Genomic DNA, 17,879 nt, shown 5'->3' with positions numbered 1-17,879 from the left:
CAAAAAGGAATAAATACGCTAGAATTTACAAGATTACCAACTCAGAGTTTGCAATCAAGGCGCCATGGATAAATTGCGCAGCATGGAAATCTTTGTGTCCGTCGTCGACCAGGGCAGTTTCACGGCGGCCGCCGACACCTTCCGCATCTCGCCCGTGATGGTGGGCAAGCACATCAAACAGCTGGAAGAGCGGCTGGGTGCGCGGCTGCTGGCGCGCACGACGCGCCGGCAAAGCCTGACGGAAATCGGCCAGCAGTATGTGGAACAGTGCCGCCAGATCCTGGCCAGCATCCATGCGGCCGAGCGGGGCGCGGAAGCCATGCGCACGGCACCGCGCGGCAAGCTGAAGATCACGGCGCCCGTGTCCTTCGGCAGCGAATGCATCGCGCCGCTGATGGCCGACTATCTGACGGCCTATCCGGACGTGAGCCTGGAACTCAATTTGAATGACAGGATGGTGGATCTGATGGAGGAAGGATTCGATGCGGCCATCCGCATCGGCAAGCTGGAAGATTCCGGCTTGGTGGCGCGGCCCTTGCGACCGTATGCGATGGTGATCTGCGCCTCGCCCGCCTACCTGGCAAAGCACGGCACGCCGCGCACGCCGGACGACCTGGCGCGGCACGAATGCGTGGATTTCATGCAGTGGTCGCGCCACATGCGCTGGCGTTTGAGCGGCAAGGAAGCGCGTCACGATGGCGCTGCGGCAGAAAGCCGCTTCCGCTCGAACAATGGGCAGGCGCTGCGCATGGCAGCCCTGCATGGCTTCGGCATCGTCATGCAGGCGGAGATTTTACTGGCCGACGATATCGCGGCGGGACGGCTGGTACCGCTGCTGGCCGACCACGTGCCGGCGCCGCGCCTGATGCATGTGCTGTATCCGCGCGACCGCCAGCCCACGCCGAAGCTGACGACCTTCATCGATTTTCTGCTGGAACGCTACGGGCCGGCGGCGACACCGCCACCGGCCACGCTCACGTAATCGTCGTGCCTAGTTCAGCTTCGCGGCTGGCGCGGATGCCAGCTTGGCCAGCTCGCCGTCCGGCTGCCAACCCGCCCCCAAAGAGCGCGCCACGGCGACCGTCGCCAGCAAGCGCTGGGTCTTGATCTGCGCGGCGGCGCGGTCCGCGGCCAGGGAACTGCGCTGCGCATCCGTCACATCGAGGTAGGTCGAGATGCCGCGCTCGTAGCGCGTGCGCGCCACCAGGTAGGCACGCGCCGCCGCTGCCTGCGACAAGGCTTGCGCGTCGCCCTGCAACTGGCGCTGCTCCACGTCGGACAGCGCATCTTCCACTTCGCGCAAGGCCGTCAAGAGCTTCGTTTCATGGTTCGCCACGGCTTCCGCATAGCGCGCCTTGGACAGGTCAAGATTGGCCTGGTTGCGGCCGCCGTCGAAGATCGGCAAGGACAGGGCCAGCGGACCAAAGCTGAACTGGCGCGAACCGCCCTGCGCCAGGTCGCGCAGCTTTTCCGAGGCGTAGCCGAAATTGCCCGTCAATTGCAGCGTCGGATAAAACGCGCCTTCGGCCACGCCCACTTGCGCATTCGCCGCGCGCAGGCCGGCCACGCTGGAGACCAGGTCCGGGCGGTGCGCCAGCAGGCTGACCGGCAGGCCGACGGGGATGGCGGGCGGCAGCGGTAATGCCGACGGCTCGGCGGCTACCGGCAATTGCAACGCCGACGGCGGCTTGCCCGTCAGGGTGGCCAGGCTGTTTTCCAGCTGGTTGCGCTGGCGTTTGACTTCATGCAGGTCGGCCTGCGCGTTCGACAGTTCGACTTTCGCGCGCGCCAGGTCCAGCTCATTCGTCAAGCCCGCGTTGAAGCGCGCCTCGACCAGCTGGGCCGACTCGCGGCGTGTGTCCAAAGCGCCATTCAGGATCGCCATTTCCGCATCGAGTCCGCGCAGCTGCCAGTAATTGCTGGCCACTTGCGATGACAGCATCAACAGCACGCCGTCGCGGTCGGCCTGCGCCGCCAAGGCTTGCGAGTCGGCCGCTTCGACCATGCGTTTGACGCGGCCCAGCAAGTCGACTTCATACGACAGCGTGCCACCCACGGAGAAGTTATTGCCGCTGATGGAGCGGTTGCCCAGGGCCAGGCCCTGCGAGGTGTTGGCCGAGGTGCGCGAGTTCGAGATGCCCGTGCTGACGTTGACGCTCGGGCCCTGGTTGGCGCGCGCCGTGCCGCTTTGCGCCAGCGCCTGCAGCAGGCGTTCGCCGGCCGCCTTCACGCCGGGGTTGTCCTGCAGCGCGCTCTGTTCCAGGCGATTCAGGGTGGCGTCGCCGTAGATGCTCCACCATTCCTTCGGCAGCTGTGCGGCGTCCGCCGCGGATGCGCCGTGGCGGAAGGTGTCGGCGCCGGCCACATTGCCCGGAGCCGTGAAATCCTGGCCCACGGTGCCGCAGGCGGAGAGCGCCACGGCAAGGGAAGCGGCCAGCGCGATTTTCGTCAATACTGTTTGCATGATGTATACCTTCTTGTTCTTGAGGTGCTGCACGTGCGGACTGTGCGCGGTCAATGACCGCCGCCACCGCCACCGGGGGCTTTGAGTTTGTCGGCCAGCCACAGGGGCACGATGCAGGCCAGCAGGATGGCGCCGATCAGGAAGAAGCCATCGTTGTAAGCCATCACATACGCTTCGCGGCGCACGATGCCGTCGATCGCCTGCAAGGCCTGGTTGCCGGCCGTGACGGCGTCATAGCCCTTGGCCATGAACGACGACGTCAGCTGGTCGATGCGCAGCTGCGTGGCACTGGAATAGGCATTGATCGCTTCGCCCAGGCGCTGCGAATGGAAGTGCTCGCGGGTGCTCAGGGCCGTGGCCAGCAAGGCGATGCCAATCGAGCCACCGAGGTTGCGCGTCATGTTGAACAGGCTCGAAGCCGATGCCATGTCTTTCGGTGCGATGCCCTTCATGGCGAAGTTCGACAGGGTCAGCATGACGAAGGGCTGGCCCAGTGCGCGCACCACCTGCGACCACAGCAGCTGGTCGTAGCCGGTGGAAGCGTCCATATAGGCATTCATCATGCACGAGCCGCCAAACAGCAGCAGGCCGATCGAACACAGGATGCGGTTGTCCACCGTCGACGACAGCTTGGCGACGAAGGGCATGATGAACAGCTGCGGCAGGCCCACCCACATGATGACTTCACCGATCTGCATCGGCGAGTAGCCGGCGATCTGGCCCAGGAACAGGGGCAGCAAGAAGGCCGAGCCATACAGGCCCATGCCCGTCACGGCCGACAGCACGGTGGCCACTAAAAAATTGCGCTGGCCGTACAGGCCCAGGTTGACGAACGGTTCGGCGCGCGTGGCGCTGGTGACGACCCAGCCCAGGATGCCCGTCAGGGCCAGCGCGGCAAAGGCGATGATGAAGCCCGAGTCGAACCAGTCCTTCGAATTGCCCTCTTCCAGGAAGATGGTCAGGCAGCCCAGGCCCAGGGCCATGAAGAAGATGCCCAGCCAGTCGGCTTTCCAGAACAATTTGAGCTGCAGCGGCTCCTTGTCCAGGCCATAGATCATGCCGACGATCAGCAGCACGCCCGGCACCCAGTTGATGTAGAAGATCGATGGCCAGCCATACAGCTCGGAGAGATAGCCGCCCAGGGTCGGGCCCATGGCCGGCGCCAGGGTGGCCGTCAAGCCGAAGATGGCCATGCCGACGGCGCGCTTCGATGGCGGCAGCTTGAGCATCACCAGGGTAAACGCCATCGGGATCAGGGCGCCGCCCGTGAAGCCCTGCAGCATGCGGAAGACGATCATGCTTTCCAGGTTCCAGGCCGCCCCGCACAGGGTGGAGAACAGCAGGAAGAAAGCGGTGGTGCCGATCATGTAGGTGCGCAGTCCAAACACGCGCGCCAGCAGCGCGGTGAGGGGAATGACGATGATTTCCGCCACCAGGTAGGCCGTGGAAATCCACGAGCCCTCTTCCTGGGTGGCCGACAGCGAGCCAAGGATATCCTTGAGCGAGGAATTCGTGATCTGGATGTCGAGCACCGCCATGAAGGCGCCCAGCATGCCGGCGGCGACCGCCAGCCAGGTGCGCCCGGAGACTTTCTCGTCGAGCACGGGAAACGCTGGCGGCTTCGCCAGCGTGGTGGAAGGGCTGCTCATGGAAGCTTAGCGCGTGGTGGTCTGGGCGGCTGGAGCGGGAGCGGAAACAGCGGCGTGGCGCGCGGCCGGCTGCGTTTCAGGCTGATTCACTTCCACTTCGGCGATCACCGACATGCCCGGCACCAGGCGGCCATTCATGGCCTTGACGTCTTCCGGCTGGAAGACGATTTTTACGGGCACGCGCTGGACGATCTTGGTGAAGTTGCCGGTGGCGTTATCGGCCGGCAGCAGGGCGAATTGCGCGCCCGAGGCAGGCGCGAAGCTGTCCACGGTACCCACCAGTTTCTTGCCCGGCATGGCGTCGATGGTCACGTGCACGCTCTGGCCGCGGTGCAGGTCGGCCAATTGGGTTTCCTTGAAGTTGGCGGTGACCCAGACGTTGTCTTGCACGATGGCCGTCAATTGCTGGCCAGGCTGCACGCGCATGCCAGTTTCCACGTTGCGCTTGCCGATGCGGCCGGCGACGGGCGCCAGGATGCGGTTGTATTGCAGCTGCTGTTCCGCGTCCTTCAATTGCACGCGCAATACAGCCACTTGTGCCTTGGCCACGTCGCGCGCAGCTTGCGCCGCGCCGATCTGCGCCTTGGCGGCCGAAGCGCTGTCGCGGCGGGCGGCCAGGTCGGCCACGGCGCTCGAGCGGGCCGCATTGGCCGCGTCGAGTTCCGCTTTCGAGACGGCTTTCATCTGGCTCGTGTAGAGCTGGCCATAACGGTCCGCATCCTGTTTTGCGCGCAGCAGTTGTGCATCGGCTTGCGCCACTTGCGCCTGGGCGCCGCTCGCTTGCGCCTGCACTTGCGCGATCTGCGCGTCCGCTTGCAGCACTTGCTGCTCGGCGCTGGCGATCTGCGCGGCAATTTGCTCGGTTTTCACGCGCTGGTCGAACGGGTCGAGTTCGGCGATCACGTCGCCCTCTTTCACCATTTGATTGTCGTCAATGAAGACCTTGGTGACGACGCCGGAAATGCGTGCCGAAACGGGATGCACGTGGCCGGCCACATAGGCGTTTTCTGTTTCCACGAAATAGTGGCTGCGGTACCACATGCGGGCGCCGGCGCCCAGGGCAACCAGGACGATCAGGCCGGCGATGATTTTCACGCGATTGTTAGGTGGTGCGGAGCTGGCCGAAGCGGCGGGCGCGGAAGGTGCGGCAGGGGCCGCGGGTGGGACGGCACTCAGCACCTTGTGCTCTACTTGGCCTGGCTGGTTGGACATACTTGCTCCGGAAATGAAATGATATATGTTCATTATTGGGCAAAGAAAAGCCAAAGTCAAGAAATGAAACGATTGCATTTCATTTTAATTTGCACTACAGTGTGAGCCATCACTTACCTTCCACCTTATAAAGAGACCCAGACCATGTCCGATCCCGGCCTCAGCGATACCTTGCCTACCGATACAGAATCCGGCGACGCCGTCCAGGAACTTTCCTGCTGCGGCAAGCCAGCCGGCCGGCCGCGCGCGGCCGACATGGAAGCGCGCATGGAAAACCTGCTGCACACGGCCGGCTGCCTGTTTCTGGAAAAGGGGTATGGAAAGGTGAGCCTGGAAATGATCGCCCGCGAAGCCCATGTGGCCGTGCGCACGATTTATGTGAAGTTTGGCGGCAAGTCCGGCTTGTTCAATGCCGTGGTGGAATTGCGCCGCGCCTCTTACTTCTCGACCATGCCGGCGCTGGAAACGGATATGCGGCCCCTGCCCACCATCCTGGGCGAGTTCGGCTTGCTGTTCGTGCAGCTCGTCACCATGCCGGCGGCGATTCGCCTCAATCGCATGGTGGTGGCCGAAGCGGCCACGCACCCGGAACTGGCGGAAACGTTTTACAAGGTGGGACCGGGACAGACGCGCGAGATGCTGACGAGGTTTTTCAGCCGCCCCGACATCGCGCCCCTGTTTCGCGCGGAATTGACACCGTCCATGCTGGCGCTGCACCTGCTCAATTGCCTGCTGGGCGACCAGATGTCGCGCCTGCTGTTTCCGCCACAGGCGCAACCGGATGTGGCGCAATTGCGCGCCAAGGTGGCGGTCAGTCTCGACCTGTTCCTGCACGGCACCCTGCGCCAGCCGCTGGCGGCCTGACGCGGAACGGCTGGGCGGGGAAATCAGCCAGGACGGCTGCAACCCTCCGGCACCGCCGCTGCGGCGTGCTCCTCGCTCAAGCCCAGCGCGCGCAGGAAAGGCTGGGCCGCTGACGCGCCATCAACACTGAGTGAAGACTCACTTCCATCGTAGCGGTCCGGGCCATAGCGCATCAGGTCGAACGAGGTTTCAAAGCGCTGCGCCAGGAAATACGTGCGGAAGTAATCGAAGGAAAACGCCACCTGGCCATCATCGCGCAGCAGCAAGCCCTGCGCATACAAGGGCGCCAGCCAGTCGCCGGCCGCCATGCTCCAGCCCTTCACGCCACAATAGTCGCTGGCAAAGCGCTCCAGTTCCGCCTCGCTGAGGAAGACGGTCTTGGCTTCGAACATCACGAACGCCAGCTCGATCAGGAATTCGCGCGCATCGGCAGCCACGCCTGCGTTTTCGCGCTGCTGCGCGCCCGCCTTGCCCAGCAAGCCGTCGAGATAATCGCGCTCGACTGCCAGCTGCGGCAGCAAGGTGGCAAATACATACTCGGCATCCACCTGCCCCGTTTCCTGACCATTCGGCGTGTACAGCACCGACAGGGCGAAGTGCTTGCTCACGTCATCGAACTCGCGCAGGGACACCGTCCACTGCGTGCCTGCCGCGCCGCCATCGGCCGCGGCCTCGCCTGTACCGAACTCGAGCACGGCAAACGCCGCCATCTGGCCTTGCGCACTGTACAGGCTGCCCGGATTGCTCTTGAACAGGATGCCCAGCGACTTCATCAGCGAACTGGCGTCGCCCGTATGCTGGTGGCCATGAAACACGGCGTGGATATTCTTGTAGTGCGCGCGCTGCTCGGCACTGGCGTGCTCGTCGGCGGAGAAAAAGCTGAAACCGGCATTGCCCAGCGCCGCAGCCGCGACACCCTGCGCGCGGCTGCCCGGCACCAGGTAGAAGCGCGCGCCAGGCAAGCTGGCCGCCTGCAGCAGGGGGCGCAGGAAGTATTCGTAGACATACACGGGCGTCGTGCCGGCACAGGCGTCGAGCGCCACCAGCTGGCCCGTAAAGAAAATCGCATCGATCTTCTTGCCCGCCGCCAGGATAGCGGCCACGTCCTGGTACAAGGCATGCAGCATCACGGCTTGCTCTTGCTCATCGGCCCGGCGCAAACGGACATCGGCAATATGAAGGGCGGTAAATTTTTTCATCGTTGCAAAACTCTTTCAGTACAGCGGAATTTGACCGAACCCCACGCTGGCAACATTCCTGGAAAAATCACACGCTTCTATTGAAGCAGAACATGGTGACAGACCTCCATTCTGCCACTTTTTCCACACGGCAATACTCACCAATGTTCACATGGGATGGATCTGCCACAAGCCATCTGCGGTTTACGCTGCCCAGATCAAGGGATAAAAAAAAACCCGCAATATCGCTTGCGGGTTTTTGAGTGTGCCTACTGGCGGCTAAACCATCAACGTTTGCGCGGCGGCGGCAAGTCCGTGCACACGCCTAATTCGGCGCGCTTTTGCAAACCTGCCGATCGACTCGCCCAGGGTCGGGTGCGGGTGGATGGTCTTGCCGATGTCGGTGCCGTCGCAGCCCATTTCGATGGCCAGCGCGATTTCGCCGCTTCATCGTTCACCTGTCGCCCGCGTGCGTGCCGGCAATCGTTGGATAGTAAAAAACCCCACAATCGCTTGCGGGGTTTTTAGTGTTACGACACAGCGCTACAACATCAGCGCTTGCGCGGTGGAGGCAAGTCCGTGCACACGCCTTCGTACACTTCGGCGGCCATACCGATCGATTCGCCCAGGGTTGGATGCGGATGGATGGTCTTGCCGATGTCGGTGCCGTCGCAGCCCATTTCGATGGCCAGCGCGATTTCACCAATCATGTCGCCCGCATGCGTGCCGACGATGGTGCCGCCGATGATGCGGTGCGTTTCAGCGTCGAACAGCAGCTTGGTGAAGCCTTCGGCGCGGCCATTGGCCACGGCGCGGCCCGAAGCGGCCCAAGGGAAGTGGCCCTTCTCGACCTTGATGCCCTTGGCTTTTGCTTCGTCTTCCGTGATGCCGGCCCATGCCACTTCCGGATCCGTGTAGGCGACCGACGGGATCACCTTGACGTCGAAGTGCGACTTCTGGCCGGATGCCGCTTCGGCAGCCACGTGGGCTTCATGCACGGCCTTGTGCGCCAGCATCGGCTGGCCCACCAGATCGCCGATGGCGAAGATGTTCGGCACGTTGGTGCGCATCTGGCTGTCGACGTTGATGAAACCGCGGTCCGTCACTTGCACGCCAGCCTTGTCGGCGGCGAGCTTCTTGCCGTTCGGGCTGCGGCCCACGGCCACCAATACCAGATCATAGATCTGTGGCGCCGGTGCCGTGGCACCTGCTTCGGCAGCTTCGAACGTGACCTTGATGCCTTCCGGCAGCGCTTCCACCGCGACCGTCTTGGTCTTGGTCATGATGTTGTCGAAGCGCTTCTCGTTGAACTTCTGCCACACCTTGACGGCGTCGCGGTCCGCGCCCTGCATCAGGCCATCCATCATTTCGACCACGTCGATGCGCGCACAGAAGGTCGAATAAACAGTCGCCATTTCCAGGCCGATGATGCCGCCGCCGATGACCAGCATGCGTTTCGGGATCTGGCGCAATTCCAGCGCGCCCGTCGAATCGACGATGCGCGGGTCTTCCGGCACGAAGGGCAGTTTTACCACGGACGAACCGGCCGCGATGATCGCTTGCTTGAACTGCACGACTTTTTTCGAGCCGTCGCCTGCCGTCACTTCGATGTGGTTCGCGGAGAGGAACTGGCCCACGCCCGTGACGACTTGCGTCTTGCGCGCCTTGGCCATGCCGGCCAGACCGCCCGTCATGTTCGAGATGACGCCTTCCTTATACTTGCGTACCTGGTCGATGTCGATGGTCGGCTTGGCGAACGTCACGCCCGTGTTGGACATGTGCGCCGTTTCATCGATGACGGAAGCGACGTGCAACAACGCCTTCGACGGGATGCAGCCCACGTTCAGGCACACGCCGCCCAGGGTGGCGTAGCGCTCGACGATGACCGTCGACATGCCCAGGTCGGCCGCGCGGAACGCCGCCGAATAGCCGCCAGGACCGCCGCCCAGCACCATCATGTCGACGTCGATGTCGACCTGGCCGCTGTAATTGCCGGCCGGGATGGCGGCAACGGCAGCAGCTGGTGCCGCCGCTGCAGGAGCCGGTGCCACCGCAGGCGCAGCCGCCGGTGCGGCTGCGGGAGCTGCAGCTCCTTCCGACGCTTCCACCACCAGCAGCGCGCTGCCTTCAGCGATCTTGTCGCCGACCTTGACTTTGACTTCCTTGACGACACCCGCGTGGGTCGACGGAATCTCCATGCTGGCCTTGTCCGATTCGACCGTGATCAGGGACTGGTCCACCTTGATGGTGTCGCCGACCTTGACCATCAGTTCGATCACTTCGACTTCCTTGAAGTCGCCGATATTCGGTACTTTTACCTCTACTGTGCTCATCAATCGCTCCTTACAGCAGAATTTTGCGCATGTCGGCCAGGACTTCGCCGAGGTACACGGAGAATCGCGCGCCCATCGCGCCATCGACCACGCGGTGGTCGTAGGACAGCGAGGTGCCCATCATCAAACGTGGCTGGAAGGCCTTGCCATCCCATACCGGCTTGATCGAGGCTTTCGACAGGCCCAGGATCGCGACTTCCGGCGCATTGACGATAGGCGTGAAGTGCGTGCCACCGATGCCGCCCAGGGACGAAATCGTGAAGCTGGCGCCCTGCATGTCGGCCGGTTTCAGCTTGCCTTCGCGCGCCTGCAGCGACAATTCCGTCATTTCGCGGGCGATCTGCGACACCGACTTCTGGTCCGCGCCCTTGATCACCGGGACCACCAGGCCATTCGGCGTGTCGGCAGCGAAGCCGATGTTGTAGTACTGCTTGAGGATCAGGTTCTCGCCCTTGGCGTCGAGCGACGCGTTAAACGCGGGGAATTTCTTCAGCGCGGCAACGGATGCCTTGATGACGAAAGCGAGCATGGTCAGCTTGGCCGCATCCTTGTTCTTCGCATTGGCCGCGTTGGTGTCGACGCGGAACGCTTCCAAGTCCGTCACATCCGCTTCGTCGAACTGCGTGACGTGCGGGATCATGACCCAGTTGCGATGCAAATTAGGACCCGAAATTTTCTTGATGCGCGACAGCGGCAGCAATTCGGTCGTACCGAATTTGCTGAAGTCCAGCGACGGCCATGGCAGCAGATCCAGGCCTACGCCCGAACCGCCTTTGGCGGCGGCTGGCGCGTTCGGTGCGGCGACTGCGCCCGACATCACGCCCTTGACGAAGTTCTGCACGTCTTCCTGGGTGATGCGGCCTTTCGGACCGGAACCGCCCACGCGGCTCAGGTCCACGCCCAGTTCGCGCGCGAACTTGCGGATCGATGGCGACGCGTGCGCCAGTTTGCCGTTGGCGGCAGGTGCGGCGGCAGGTGCCGGGGCTGCAGCAGGTGCTGCGGCAAGCACGGGCGCCGAAGCGATGGCGGCGGCTGGTGCGGCGGCGGCTTGCGCTGGCGCAGCAGCGGCTGCAGGTGCAGCAGCGCCACCCGTCGTTTCGACGACCAGCACCAGCGAACCCTTGGCAACCTTGTCACCGACCTTGACTTTCAATTCCTTGACGATACCGGCGTGGCTCGATGGGATTTCCATGCTCGCCTTGTCCGATTCGACCGTCAGCAGCGACTGGTCGACCTTGATGCTGTCGCCGACCTTGACCATCAGTTCGATGACTTCGACTTCCTTGAAGTCGCCGATATCGGGCACGGTCACTTCGACCAGGGCCGGCGCGCCGGAAGGGGCTGCAGCGGCAGGGGCAGCTTCAGCTACTGGCGCGGCGGCCGGTGCAGGCGCAGCAGCGGCAGGCGCAGGCGCCGATACCGGGACCGACGCATCATCCGCCACTTCCAGCAGCAGGACCAGCGAACCTTCGGCGATCTTGTCGCCCACGTTGACTTTCAATTCCTTGACGACACCGGCGTGGCTCGATGGAATTTCCATGCTGGCCTTGTCCGATTCGACCGTGATCAGGGACTGGTCAACCTTGACCGTATCGCCTGGCTTGACCATCAGTTCAATGATCTCGACTTCCTTGAAATCGCCGATATCCGGGACTTTGACTTCCACAATGCTCATAGCTTGCTCCGTTATTTTATTTGTCAGATGGACCCGCACACACGCCAGGGCGGCACTTTCGCACCGCCCTGGCATCATCGGGTCCGCACAACGATTACTGGGTCACCGGATTCGGTTTGTTCGCGTCGATGCCATACTTGGCGATCGCCTGCTCCACCACCGACACGTCGATCTTGCCTTCGTCAGCCAGCGATTTGAGCGCGGCCACGGTGACATAATAACGGTTCACTTCGAAGAACTCGCGCAGCTTGGCGCGGCTGTCCGAGCGGCCAAAGCCATCGGTACCGAGCACTTTATAAGTGCGGCCCTTCGGCATGAAGGCGCGGATCTGTTCTGCAAACGCGCGCATGTAGTCGGTCGTGGCGACGATCGGGCCGTCCGTGTCCTGCATCAGCGACGTCACGTATGGCACGCGCTGCTCTTTCGACGGGTTGACCATGTTCCAGCGTTCCGCATCCTGGCCATCGCGGGCCACCAGCGTCAGCGATGGCGCCGACCACACGTCCGCAGCCACACCCCAGTCGTTCTGCAACAGCTCGGCGGCGAAGATCGATTCGCGCAGGATGGTGCCGCAACCGATCAGTTGTACGCGCAGCTTGGCGTCAGCCTGGCCTTCCTGCAGTTTGTACATGCCTTTCAGGATGCCTTCTTCCTGGCCTGGCTTGATGCCTGGCTGGGCGTAGTTCTCGTTCATGATCGTGATGTAGTAGAACACATCTTCCTGATTGGCGATCATGCGGCGCAGGCCGTCCTGGATGATGACGGCGACTTCATGGCTGAAGGTCGGATCGTACGGCATGCAGGTCGGGATGGTCGCGGCGAAGATATGGCTGTGGCCATCTTCGTGCTGCAAGCCTTCGCCGTTCAGGGTCGTACGGCCAGCCGTGCCGCCCATCAGGAAGCCGCGGGCGCGCATGTCGGCCGAAGCCCATACCTGGTCGCCGATGCGCTGGAAGCCGAACATCGAGTAGAAGGTGTAGAACGGGATCATGATGCGGTCGTTGGTCGAATACGACGTCGCCGCGGCGATCCACGAGCTCATGCCGCCCGCTTCGTTGATGCCCTCTTGCAGGATCTGGCCAGCCTTGTCTTCGCGGTAGTACATGACCTGGTCTTTGTCGACCGGCTCGTACAACTGGCCTTTCGGGTTGTAGATGCCGATCTGGCGGAACAGGCCTTCCATGCCGAAGGTACGCGATTCATCGACCAGGATAGGCACGACGCGCTGGCCCAGGTTCGGGTCTTTCAGCAGGGTCGAGATCACACGCACGAACGCTTGCGTGGTCGAGATTTCACGGCCTTCAGGCGTCGCTTCCAGCACGTTTTTAAAGGCCTCCAGGCCAGGCACCGGCAGGGTTTCTTCCGACTTCTGGCGGCGCTGCGGCAGGTAGCCACCGAGGGCCTTGCGGCGCTCGTGCAGGTAGACCATTTCCGGCGCGTCGTCGGCTGGCTTGAAGAACGGGATGTCGGCCAGCTTGTCGTCAGGGATAGGCAGCGAGAAGCGGTCGCGCATTTCGCGGATGGCTTCGTCGTCCAGTTTTTTCGTCTGGTGCGCCGTGTTGCGCGCTTCGCCCGACTTGCCCATGCCGTAACCCTTGATGGTTTTCACCAGCAGGACGGTCGGCTGGCCCTTGTGTTCCTGGGCGATCTTGAATGCCGCGTAAATCTTGTGCGGATCGTGACCGCCACGGGTCAGGCGCCAGATGTCGTCGTCCGTCATGTTGGCAACCATTTCCAGCAGCTTCGGATGCTTGCCGAAGAAGTGCTTGCGCACGTAGGCGCCATCCTTGGCCTTGTAGTTCTGGTATTCGCCGTCGACGGTTTCCATCATCACGCGCTGCAGGATGCCTTCCTTGTCTTGCGCCAGCAGGGCGTCCCAGCCCGGACCCCAGATGACCTTGACGACGTTCCAGCCGGCGCCACGGAATTCGCCTTCCAGTTCCTGGATGATCTTGGTGTTGCCGCGTACCGGGCCGTCCAGACGCTGCAGGTTGCAGTTGACCACGATGACCAGGTTGTCGAGCATGTCGCGTGCGGCCAGACCGATCGCGCCCAGCGATTCCGGCTCGTCCATCTCGCCATCGCCGCAGAAAGCCCAGATCTTGCGGTTGTCGGTTTTCGCGATGCCGCGTGCGTGCAGGTACTTCAGGAAGCGCGCCTGGTAGATCGCCATGTGCGGGCCCAGGCCCATCGACACGGTCGGGAACTGCCAGAAGTCAGGCATCAATTTAGGATGCGGGTACGAGGACAGGCCCTTGCCGTCGACTTCCTTGCGGAAGTTCAGCATTTGCTCTTCGCTCAAACGGCCTTCGAGGAAGGCGCGCGCGTAGACGCCGGGCGAGGAGTGGCCCTGGATGTACAGCAGGTCGCCGCCGTGGTCGGCCGTAGGCGCGTGCCAGAAATGGTTGAAACCGATGCCCAGCATGTTCGCCAGCGAAGCGAACGAGGACAAGTGGCCGCCCAGATCGCCGTCGGCGCGGTTGGCCTTGACGACCATGGCCATGGCATTCCAGCGCATCCACGAGCGCAGGCGCTCTTCATATTCCAGGTTGCCGGGACAGTGTGCTTCTTGCTTGGTGGGGATAGTATTGACGTAGGCGGTGGTGCTGGAGAACGGGATCTGGGCGCCGCGGCGGCGGGCCAGGTCAACCATGCGCTCCATCAGGTAATGCGCGCGTTCCGGACCTTCATTTTCCAGAACGGCTTCGAGCGCGTCCAGCCACTCCTTGGTTTCCTGCATATCCGGGTCGGTGCCGATCTGTGTCGTTACCTGGTTCAGTTGAGCTGACATCTGTTGAGTCTCCTTTGTGAACGCCCCACCCCGATTTTCCGGATCGCTGTCGGACGGTATTTCGCTGATTATTTACTATTAAGTCGGTTTAGTGTGGGGATTCTAACAGCGTATTTACTATTTTTCAAATTACGATATAGCATTTCATATTATGAAATTACCCTATGAAATTTATGCTGCACTGCCGCAAATTCTGCCCGGAAATTAGCGTGATCAAAGTGCCAAAAACGGCGCCAAAAACCCACAGGCCCTTGCGCTCCCTACGCCACCAGCACACCAGCAAAACGCATTGACGCCCCAGTCGCCCGCCCAGGCGCCTCGGGCCAAGCGGGCCTGAAAAATGTCGAGGGCAAGGCGCGGCGACGCAGACAGTACGCCAGTACGGCAAGGAGCTGCAACGCCGCCATCGGCATTTTCTCAGGCCCGCGTCTCTGGCCCGCTTTTATGCCGGGCCAAGCGGGCCTGAAAAATGTCGAGGGCAAGGCGCGGCGACACAGACAGTACGCCAGTACGGCAAGGAGCTGCAACGCCGCCATCGGCATTTTCTCAGGCCCGCGTCTCTGGCCCGCTTTTTAACATAAGGGCTTGGCGCCAAAACCGCCCCTTTGCACCGGCCGGCTTTATAATCTGTCTTTTCCCTCCCACACAGCCTCCTACCATGCCAGCACAACTGATCGACGGAATCGCCCTCTCCCAAAAACTGCGCAGCGAGATCGCCACGCGCGCCGCCGCCCTCACGGCCAAGGGCACCCAGCCCGGCCTGGCCGTGATTCTCGTCGGCGAAGACCCGGCCAGCCAGGTGTACGTCCGCAACAAGGTCAAGGCGTGCGGCGACGTGGGTTTCCACTCGGTGCTGGAGAAATATGAAGCGGATCTGTCCGAAGCGGACTTGCTGGCGCGTATCGCCAGCCTGAATACCGACCCTGCCATCCACGGCATCCTCGTGCAAATGCCCTTGCCTAAACACATCAACCCGCACAAGGTCATCGAAGCGATCGCCACGACGAAAGACGTGGACGGCTATTCCGTCCTGAGCGCCGGCGAACTGATGACGGGCTTGCCCGGCTTCCGCCCGTGCACACCGTATGGCTGCATGAAACTGATCGAAAGCACGGGCGTCGACTTGCGCGGCAAGCACGCCGTCGTCATCGGCCGCAGCAACACGGTCGGCAAGCCGATGGCCCTGCTGCTCTTGCAAGCGAACGCTACCGTCACCATCTGCCATAGTGCGACGCCGGACCTGGGCCTGTACACGCGCCAGGCGGATGTGGTCGTGGCCGCCGTCGGCCGCCGCAACACCCTGACGGCCGACATGGTCAAGCCGGGCGCCATCGTCATCGACGTGGGCATGAACCGCGACGATGAAGGCAAGCTGTGCGGTGACGTGGATTTTGCCGGCGTGAAAGAAGTCGCCTCCCACATCACCCCGGTACCGGGTGGCGTGGGTCCGATGACGATTACCATGCTGCTGATGAACACGGTCGAAGCCGCCGAGCGCATTTAAGAGGAGCACCTGAAAAAACGTCCATGGCTGCGTTGCAGTGCCTCGCCGTACTATTCGTACTGCCTTCGGCACCGCGCCTTGCCCTGAACGTTTTTCAGGCGCTCCATATATGAAGACAGAATGGACGAACCGACGATGACTACCAATCCCCTGCTTGATTTTTCCGGCCTGCCACGCTTCGACGCGATCACGCACGAGCATGTCACTCCTGCCATCGATACCCTCTTGGCCCAGGCGCGCGCCACGGTGGCGCAGCTGGAAGCGCCCATGGAAGAAGTGAGCTGGGACAACTTCGTCGCGCCCCAGGACCAGATCGCCGAAACCCTGGGCCGCGCCTGGAGCATCGTCAACCATTTGAACAGCGTGGTCGATACGCCCGAGCTGCGCGCCGCCTACAATGCGAACCAGCCCAAGGTGACGGAATTCTGGACCGAGCTGGGCCAGAACGAAATCCTGTTCGGCAAATACAAGCAATTGCAGGCCCGCGCCGATTTCGCCAGCCTGTCGCCGGCGCGCCGTCGCATCGTCGACAATGCCGTGCGCGACTTCCGCCTCGGTGGCGCCGAGTTGCCCGAGGACAAGAAAGAGCGCTTTGGCGCCATCCAGGAAGAACACGCGGCCGTCTCGACGCGTTTTTCCGAAAACGTGCTTGACGCCACCAATGACTATAAATTGCTGGTCGATAGCGAAGCTGACCTGGCCGGCCTGCCTGACGACGTGAAGGCCGCCGCGCGCGCCGCCGCCGAAAAGGCAGGCAAGCAAGGGTACGAATTCTCGCTGCACTTCCCATCCTACTACCCGATCCTGCAATTTGCCGACAATCGCGCGCTGCGCGAAACCATCTACCGCGCCAACGCCACCAAGGCGTCGGACCAGGGCGAGGTCTTCAGCAAGAAAGAAGACTGGGACAACACGCACAACATCGTCACCTTGTTGCGGCTGCGCAACGAAAAGGCACAACTGCTCGGTTACGGCAATTTCGCCGAAGTGTCACTCGTCTCCAAAATGGCCACCTCGCCCGCGCAAGTCATCGCTTTCCTGGAAGACCTGGCCCAACGCGCGCGTCCGTTCGCCGAGAAAGATCTGGCAGAACTGAAACAATTCGCCAAGGAAGAACTGGGCATCGCCGAGCTGCAGGCGTGGGACGTGCCCTATGCTTCCGAAAAGCTGCAGGAACGCCGCTATGCGTTCTCAGCCCAGGAAGTCAAACAATATTTCCCTGAACACAAGGTGATCGACGGCCTGTTCCGCCAGATCCAGAACCTGTTCAACGTCGAGATCAAGCCCGATACGGCGCCCGTCTGGCACAAGGACGTGCGTTTTTACCGCATCGAACGCGACGGCAAGCTGGTGGGCCAGTTCTACCTGGATCTGTATGCGCGCGCCGGCAAGAGCGGCGGCGCCTGGATGGACGACGCGCGCGGCCGCCGTGCCGACGCACAGCACGTGCAAACGCCGATCGCCTACCTGACCTGCAATTTCACGGAACCGGCCGTGGTAGCTGGCCAAGCCCAGCCTGCCCTGTTCACGCATGATGAAGTCATCACCCTATTCCACGAATTCGGCCACGGCCTGCACCATATGCTCACCGTCGTCGACGAGCTGGGCGTGTCGGGCATTTCCGGCGTCGAATGGGATGCCGTGGAACTGCCATCGCAATTCATGGAAAACTTCTGCTGGGAATGGGAAGTGCTCGAACACATGACGGCGCATGCCGTCACGGGCGAACCGCTGCCGCGCGCGCTGTACGACAAGATGCTGGCGGCCAAGAATTTCCAGTCCGGCCTGCAAACCCTGCGCCAGGTGGAATTTTCCTTGTTGGACATGCATTTGCACTATGACTACGACGCCAGCACGGGCCAAAGCGTGCAGCAGCTGATCGACGGCGTGCGCGCCCAGTTTTCGCTGCTCATCCCGCCCCCGTTCAACCGCTTCCAGAATGCCTTCGGGCACATCTTCGCCGGCGGCTACGCGGCCGGCTACTATAGCTACAAGTGGGCCGAGGTGCTGTCCGCCGACGCCTATGCAGCTTTCGAGGAAGCCAAGGCGCTGGGGCCGGCCGCCACCGCGCAAGCAGGCAAGCGTTACCTGCAGGAAATCCTGTCCGTCGGCGGCTCGCGCCCTGCGCTGGAATCGTTCACGGCCTTCCGCGGCCGAGAACCGAGCATCGACGCCCTGCTGCGCCACAGCGGCATGGCCGCCTGATCGC

The 17,879-nt window shown here is 62.5% G+C and carries 12 protein-coding genes; 5 read left to right on the top strand and 7 right to left on the bottom strand.

All coding sequences use genetic code 11. The annotated features are described in order from the left end of the window. Window positions 1–64 precede the first annotated feature (64 nt). Window positions 65–982 carry a LysR family transcriptional regulator gene (locus ACPJXG_RS05275; protein ID WP_425253631.1) on the top strand — a complete coding sequence of 306 codons (918 nt, stop codon included), beginning with the start codon at window positions 65–67 and terminating at the stop codon, window positions 980–982. A gap of 9 nt (window positions 983–991) precedes the next feature. Here ACPJXG_RS05275 and ACPJXG_RS05270 read toward each other — a convergent pair whose 3' ends face one another. Genes ACPJXG_RS05270 through ACPJXG_RS05260 form a run of 3 tightly spaced genes read right to left on the bottom strand, consistent with a single transcriptional unit; the run spans window position 992 to window position 5,325 of the window. After that, a complete protein-coding gene (locus ACPJXG_RS05270) occupies window positions 992–2,464 on the bottom strand; it encodes an efflux transporter outer membrane subunit (RefSeq protein ID WP_425253630.1) in 1,473 nt (490 codons plus the stop codon). Window positions 2,465–2,514: 50 nt separating this feature from the next. Beyond that, window positions 2,515–4,113 carry a DHA2 family efflux MFS transporter permease subunit gene (locus ACPJXG_RS05265; protein WP_425253629.1) on the bottom strand — a complete coding sequence of 533 codons (1,599 nt, stop codon included), beginning with the start codon at window positions 4,111–4,113 and terminating at the stop codon, window positions 2,515–2,517. Window positions 4,114–4,119: 6 nt separating this feature from the next. Then, window positions 4,120–5,325: an HlyD family secretion protein gene (locus ACPJXG_RS05260; protein ID WP_425253628.1), complete on the bottom strand. Its 1,206-nt coding sequence runs from the start codon at window positions 5,323–5,325 to the stop codon at window positions 4,120–4,122. Window positions 5,326–5,469: 144 nt separating this feature from the next. Here ACPJXG_RS05260 and ACPJXG_RS05255 point away from each other — a divergent pair, with 144 nt between their 5' ends. Beyond that, window positions 5,470–6,189 (top strand): TetR/AcrR family transcriptional regulator, encoded by a 720-nt coding sequence (locus ACPJXG_RS05255; RefSeq protein ID WP_402719261.1) that lies wholly within the window; start codon window positions 5,470–5,472, stop codon window positions 6,187–6,189. A gap of 23 nt (window positions 6,190–6,212) precedes the next feature. Here the strand turns inward: ACPJXG_RS05255 and ACPJXG_RS05250 are convergent, their stop codons facing one another. Further along, window positions 6,213–7,388, bottom strand: a complete 1,176-nt coding sequence (locus ACPJXG_RS05250) for a hypothetical protein (RefSeq protein WP_035821591.1) — start codon at window positions 7,386–7,388, stop codon at window positions 6,213–6,215. 156 nt (window positions 7,389–7,544) lie between these two features. On the opposite strand from ACPJXG_RS05250, the gene ACPJXG_RS05245 reads away from it, so the two are divergent. Continuing rightward, a complete protein-coding gene (locus ACPJXG_RS05245) occupies window positions 7,545–7,895 on the top strand; it encodes a hypothetical protein (RefSeq protein ID WP_278316841.1) in 351 nt (116 codons plus the stop codon). A gap of 23 nt (window positions 7,896–7,918) precedes the next feature. On the opposite strand, the gene lpdA is transcribed toward ACPJXG_RS05245, so the two are convergent. The 3 genes from lpdA to aceE all read right to left on the bottom strand — a co-directional run bounded on the left by lpdA (window position 7,919) and on the right by aceE (window position 14,166). Further along, a complete protein-coding gene (lpdA, locus tag ACPJXG_RS05240) occupies window positions 7,919–9,700 on the bottom strand; it encodes a dihydrolipoyl dehydrogenase (protein ID WP_425253627.1) in 1,782 nt (593 codons plus the stop codon). A 10-nt stretch (window positions 9,701–9,710) separates the two neighbouring features. Next, entirely contained in the window at window positions 9,711–11,375 is a 1,665-nt protein-coding gene (gene aceF, locus ACPJXG_RS05235) for a dihydrolipoyllysine-residue acetyltransferase (protein ID WP_425253626.1), read from the bottom strand. A gap of 94 nt (window positions 11,376–11,469) precedes the next feature. Next, the gene (gene aceE / locus ACPJXG_RS05230; protein WP_425253625.1) at window positions 11,470–14,166 is read right to left on the bottom strand and encodes a pyruvate dehydrogenase (acetyl-transferring), homodimeric type; all 2,697 of its coding nucleotides are present in this window, start codon (window positions 14,164–14,166) and stop codon (window positions 11,470–11,472) included. A 658-nt stretch (window positions 14,167–14,824) separates the two neighbouring features. Between aceE and folD the strand changes: the two genes are divergently transcribed. Further along, the gene (gene folD / locus ACPJXG_RS05225) at window positions 14,825–15,670 is read left to right on the top strand and encodes a bifunctional methylenetetrahydrofolate dehydrogenase/methenyltetrahydrofolate cyclohydrolase FolD (RefSeq protein WP_034747393.1); all 846 of its coding nucleotides are present in this window, start codon (window positions 14,825–14,827) and stop codon (window positions 15,668–15,670) included. A gap of 135 nt (window positions 15,671–15,805) precedes the next feature. Beyond that, window positions 15,806–17,875 (top strand): M3 family metallopeptidase, encoded by a 2,070-nt coding sequence (locus tag ACPJXG_RS05220; RefSeq protein ID WP_425253624.1) that lies wholly within the window; start codon window positions 15,806–15,808, stop codon window positions 17,873–17,875. The last annotated feature ends 4 nt before the right edge of the window (window positions 17,876–17,879 follow it).

This window comes from Janthinobacterium sp. NFX145, assembly GCF_049810325.1.
Taxonomy (GTDB): domain Bacteria; phylum Pseudomonadota; class Gammaproteobacteria; order Burkholderiales; family Burkholderiaceae_D; genus Janthinobacterium; species Janthinobacterium rivuli.
Note: the sequence above shows the minus strand (reverse complement) of the source record. Positions and strands in the feature narration are given on the sequence as shown.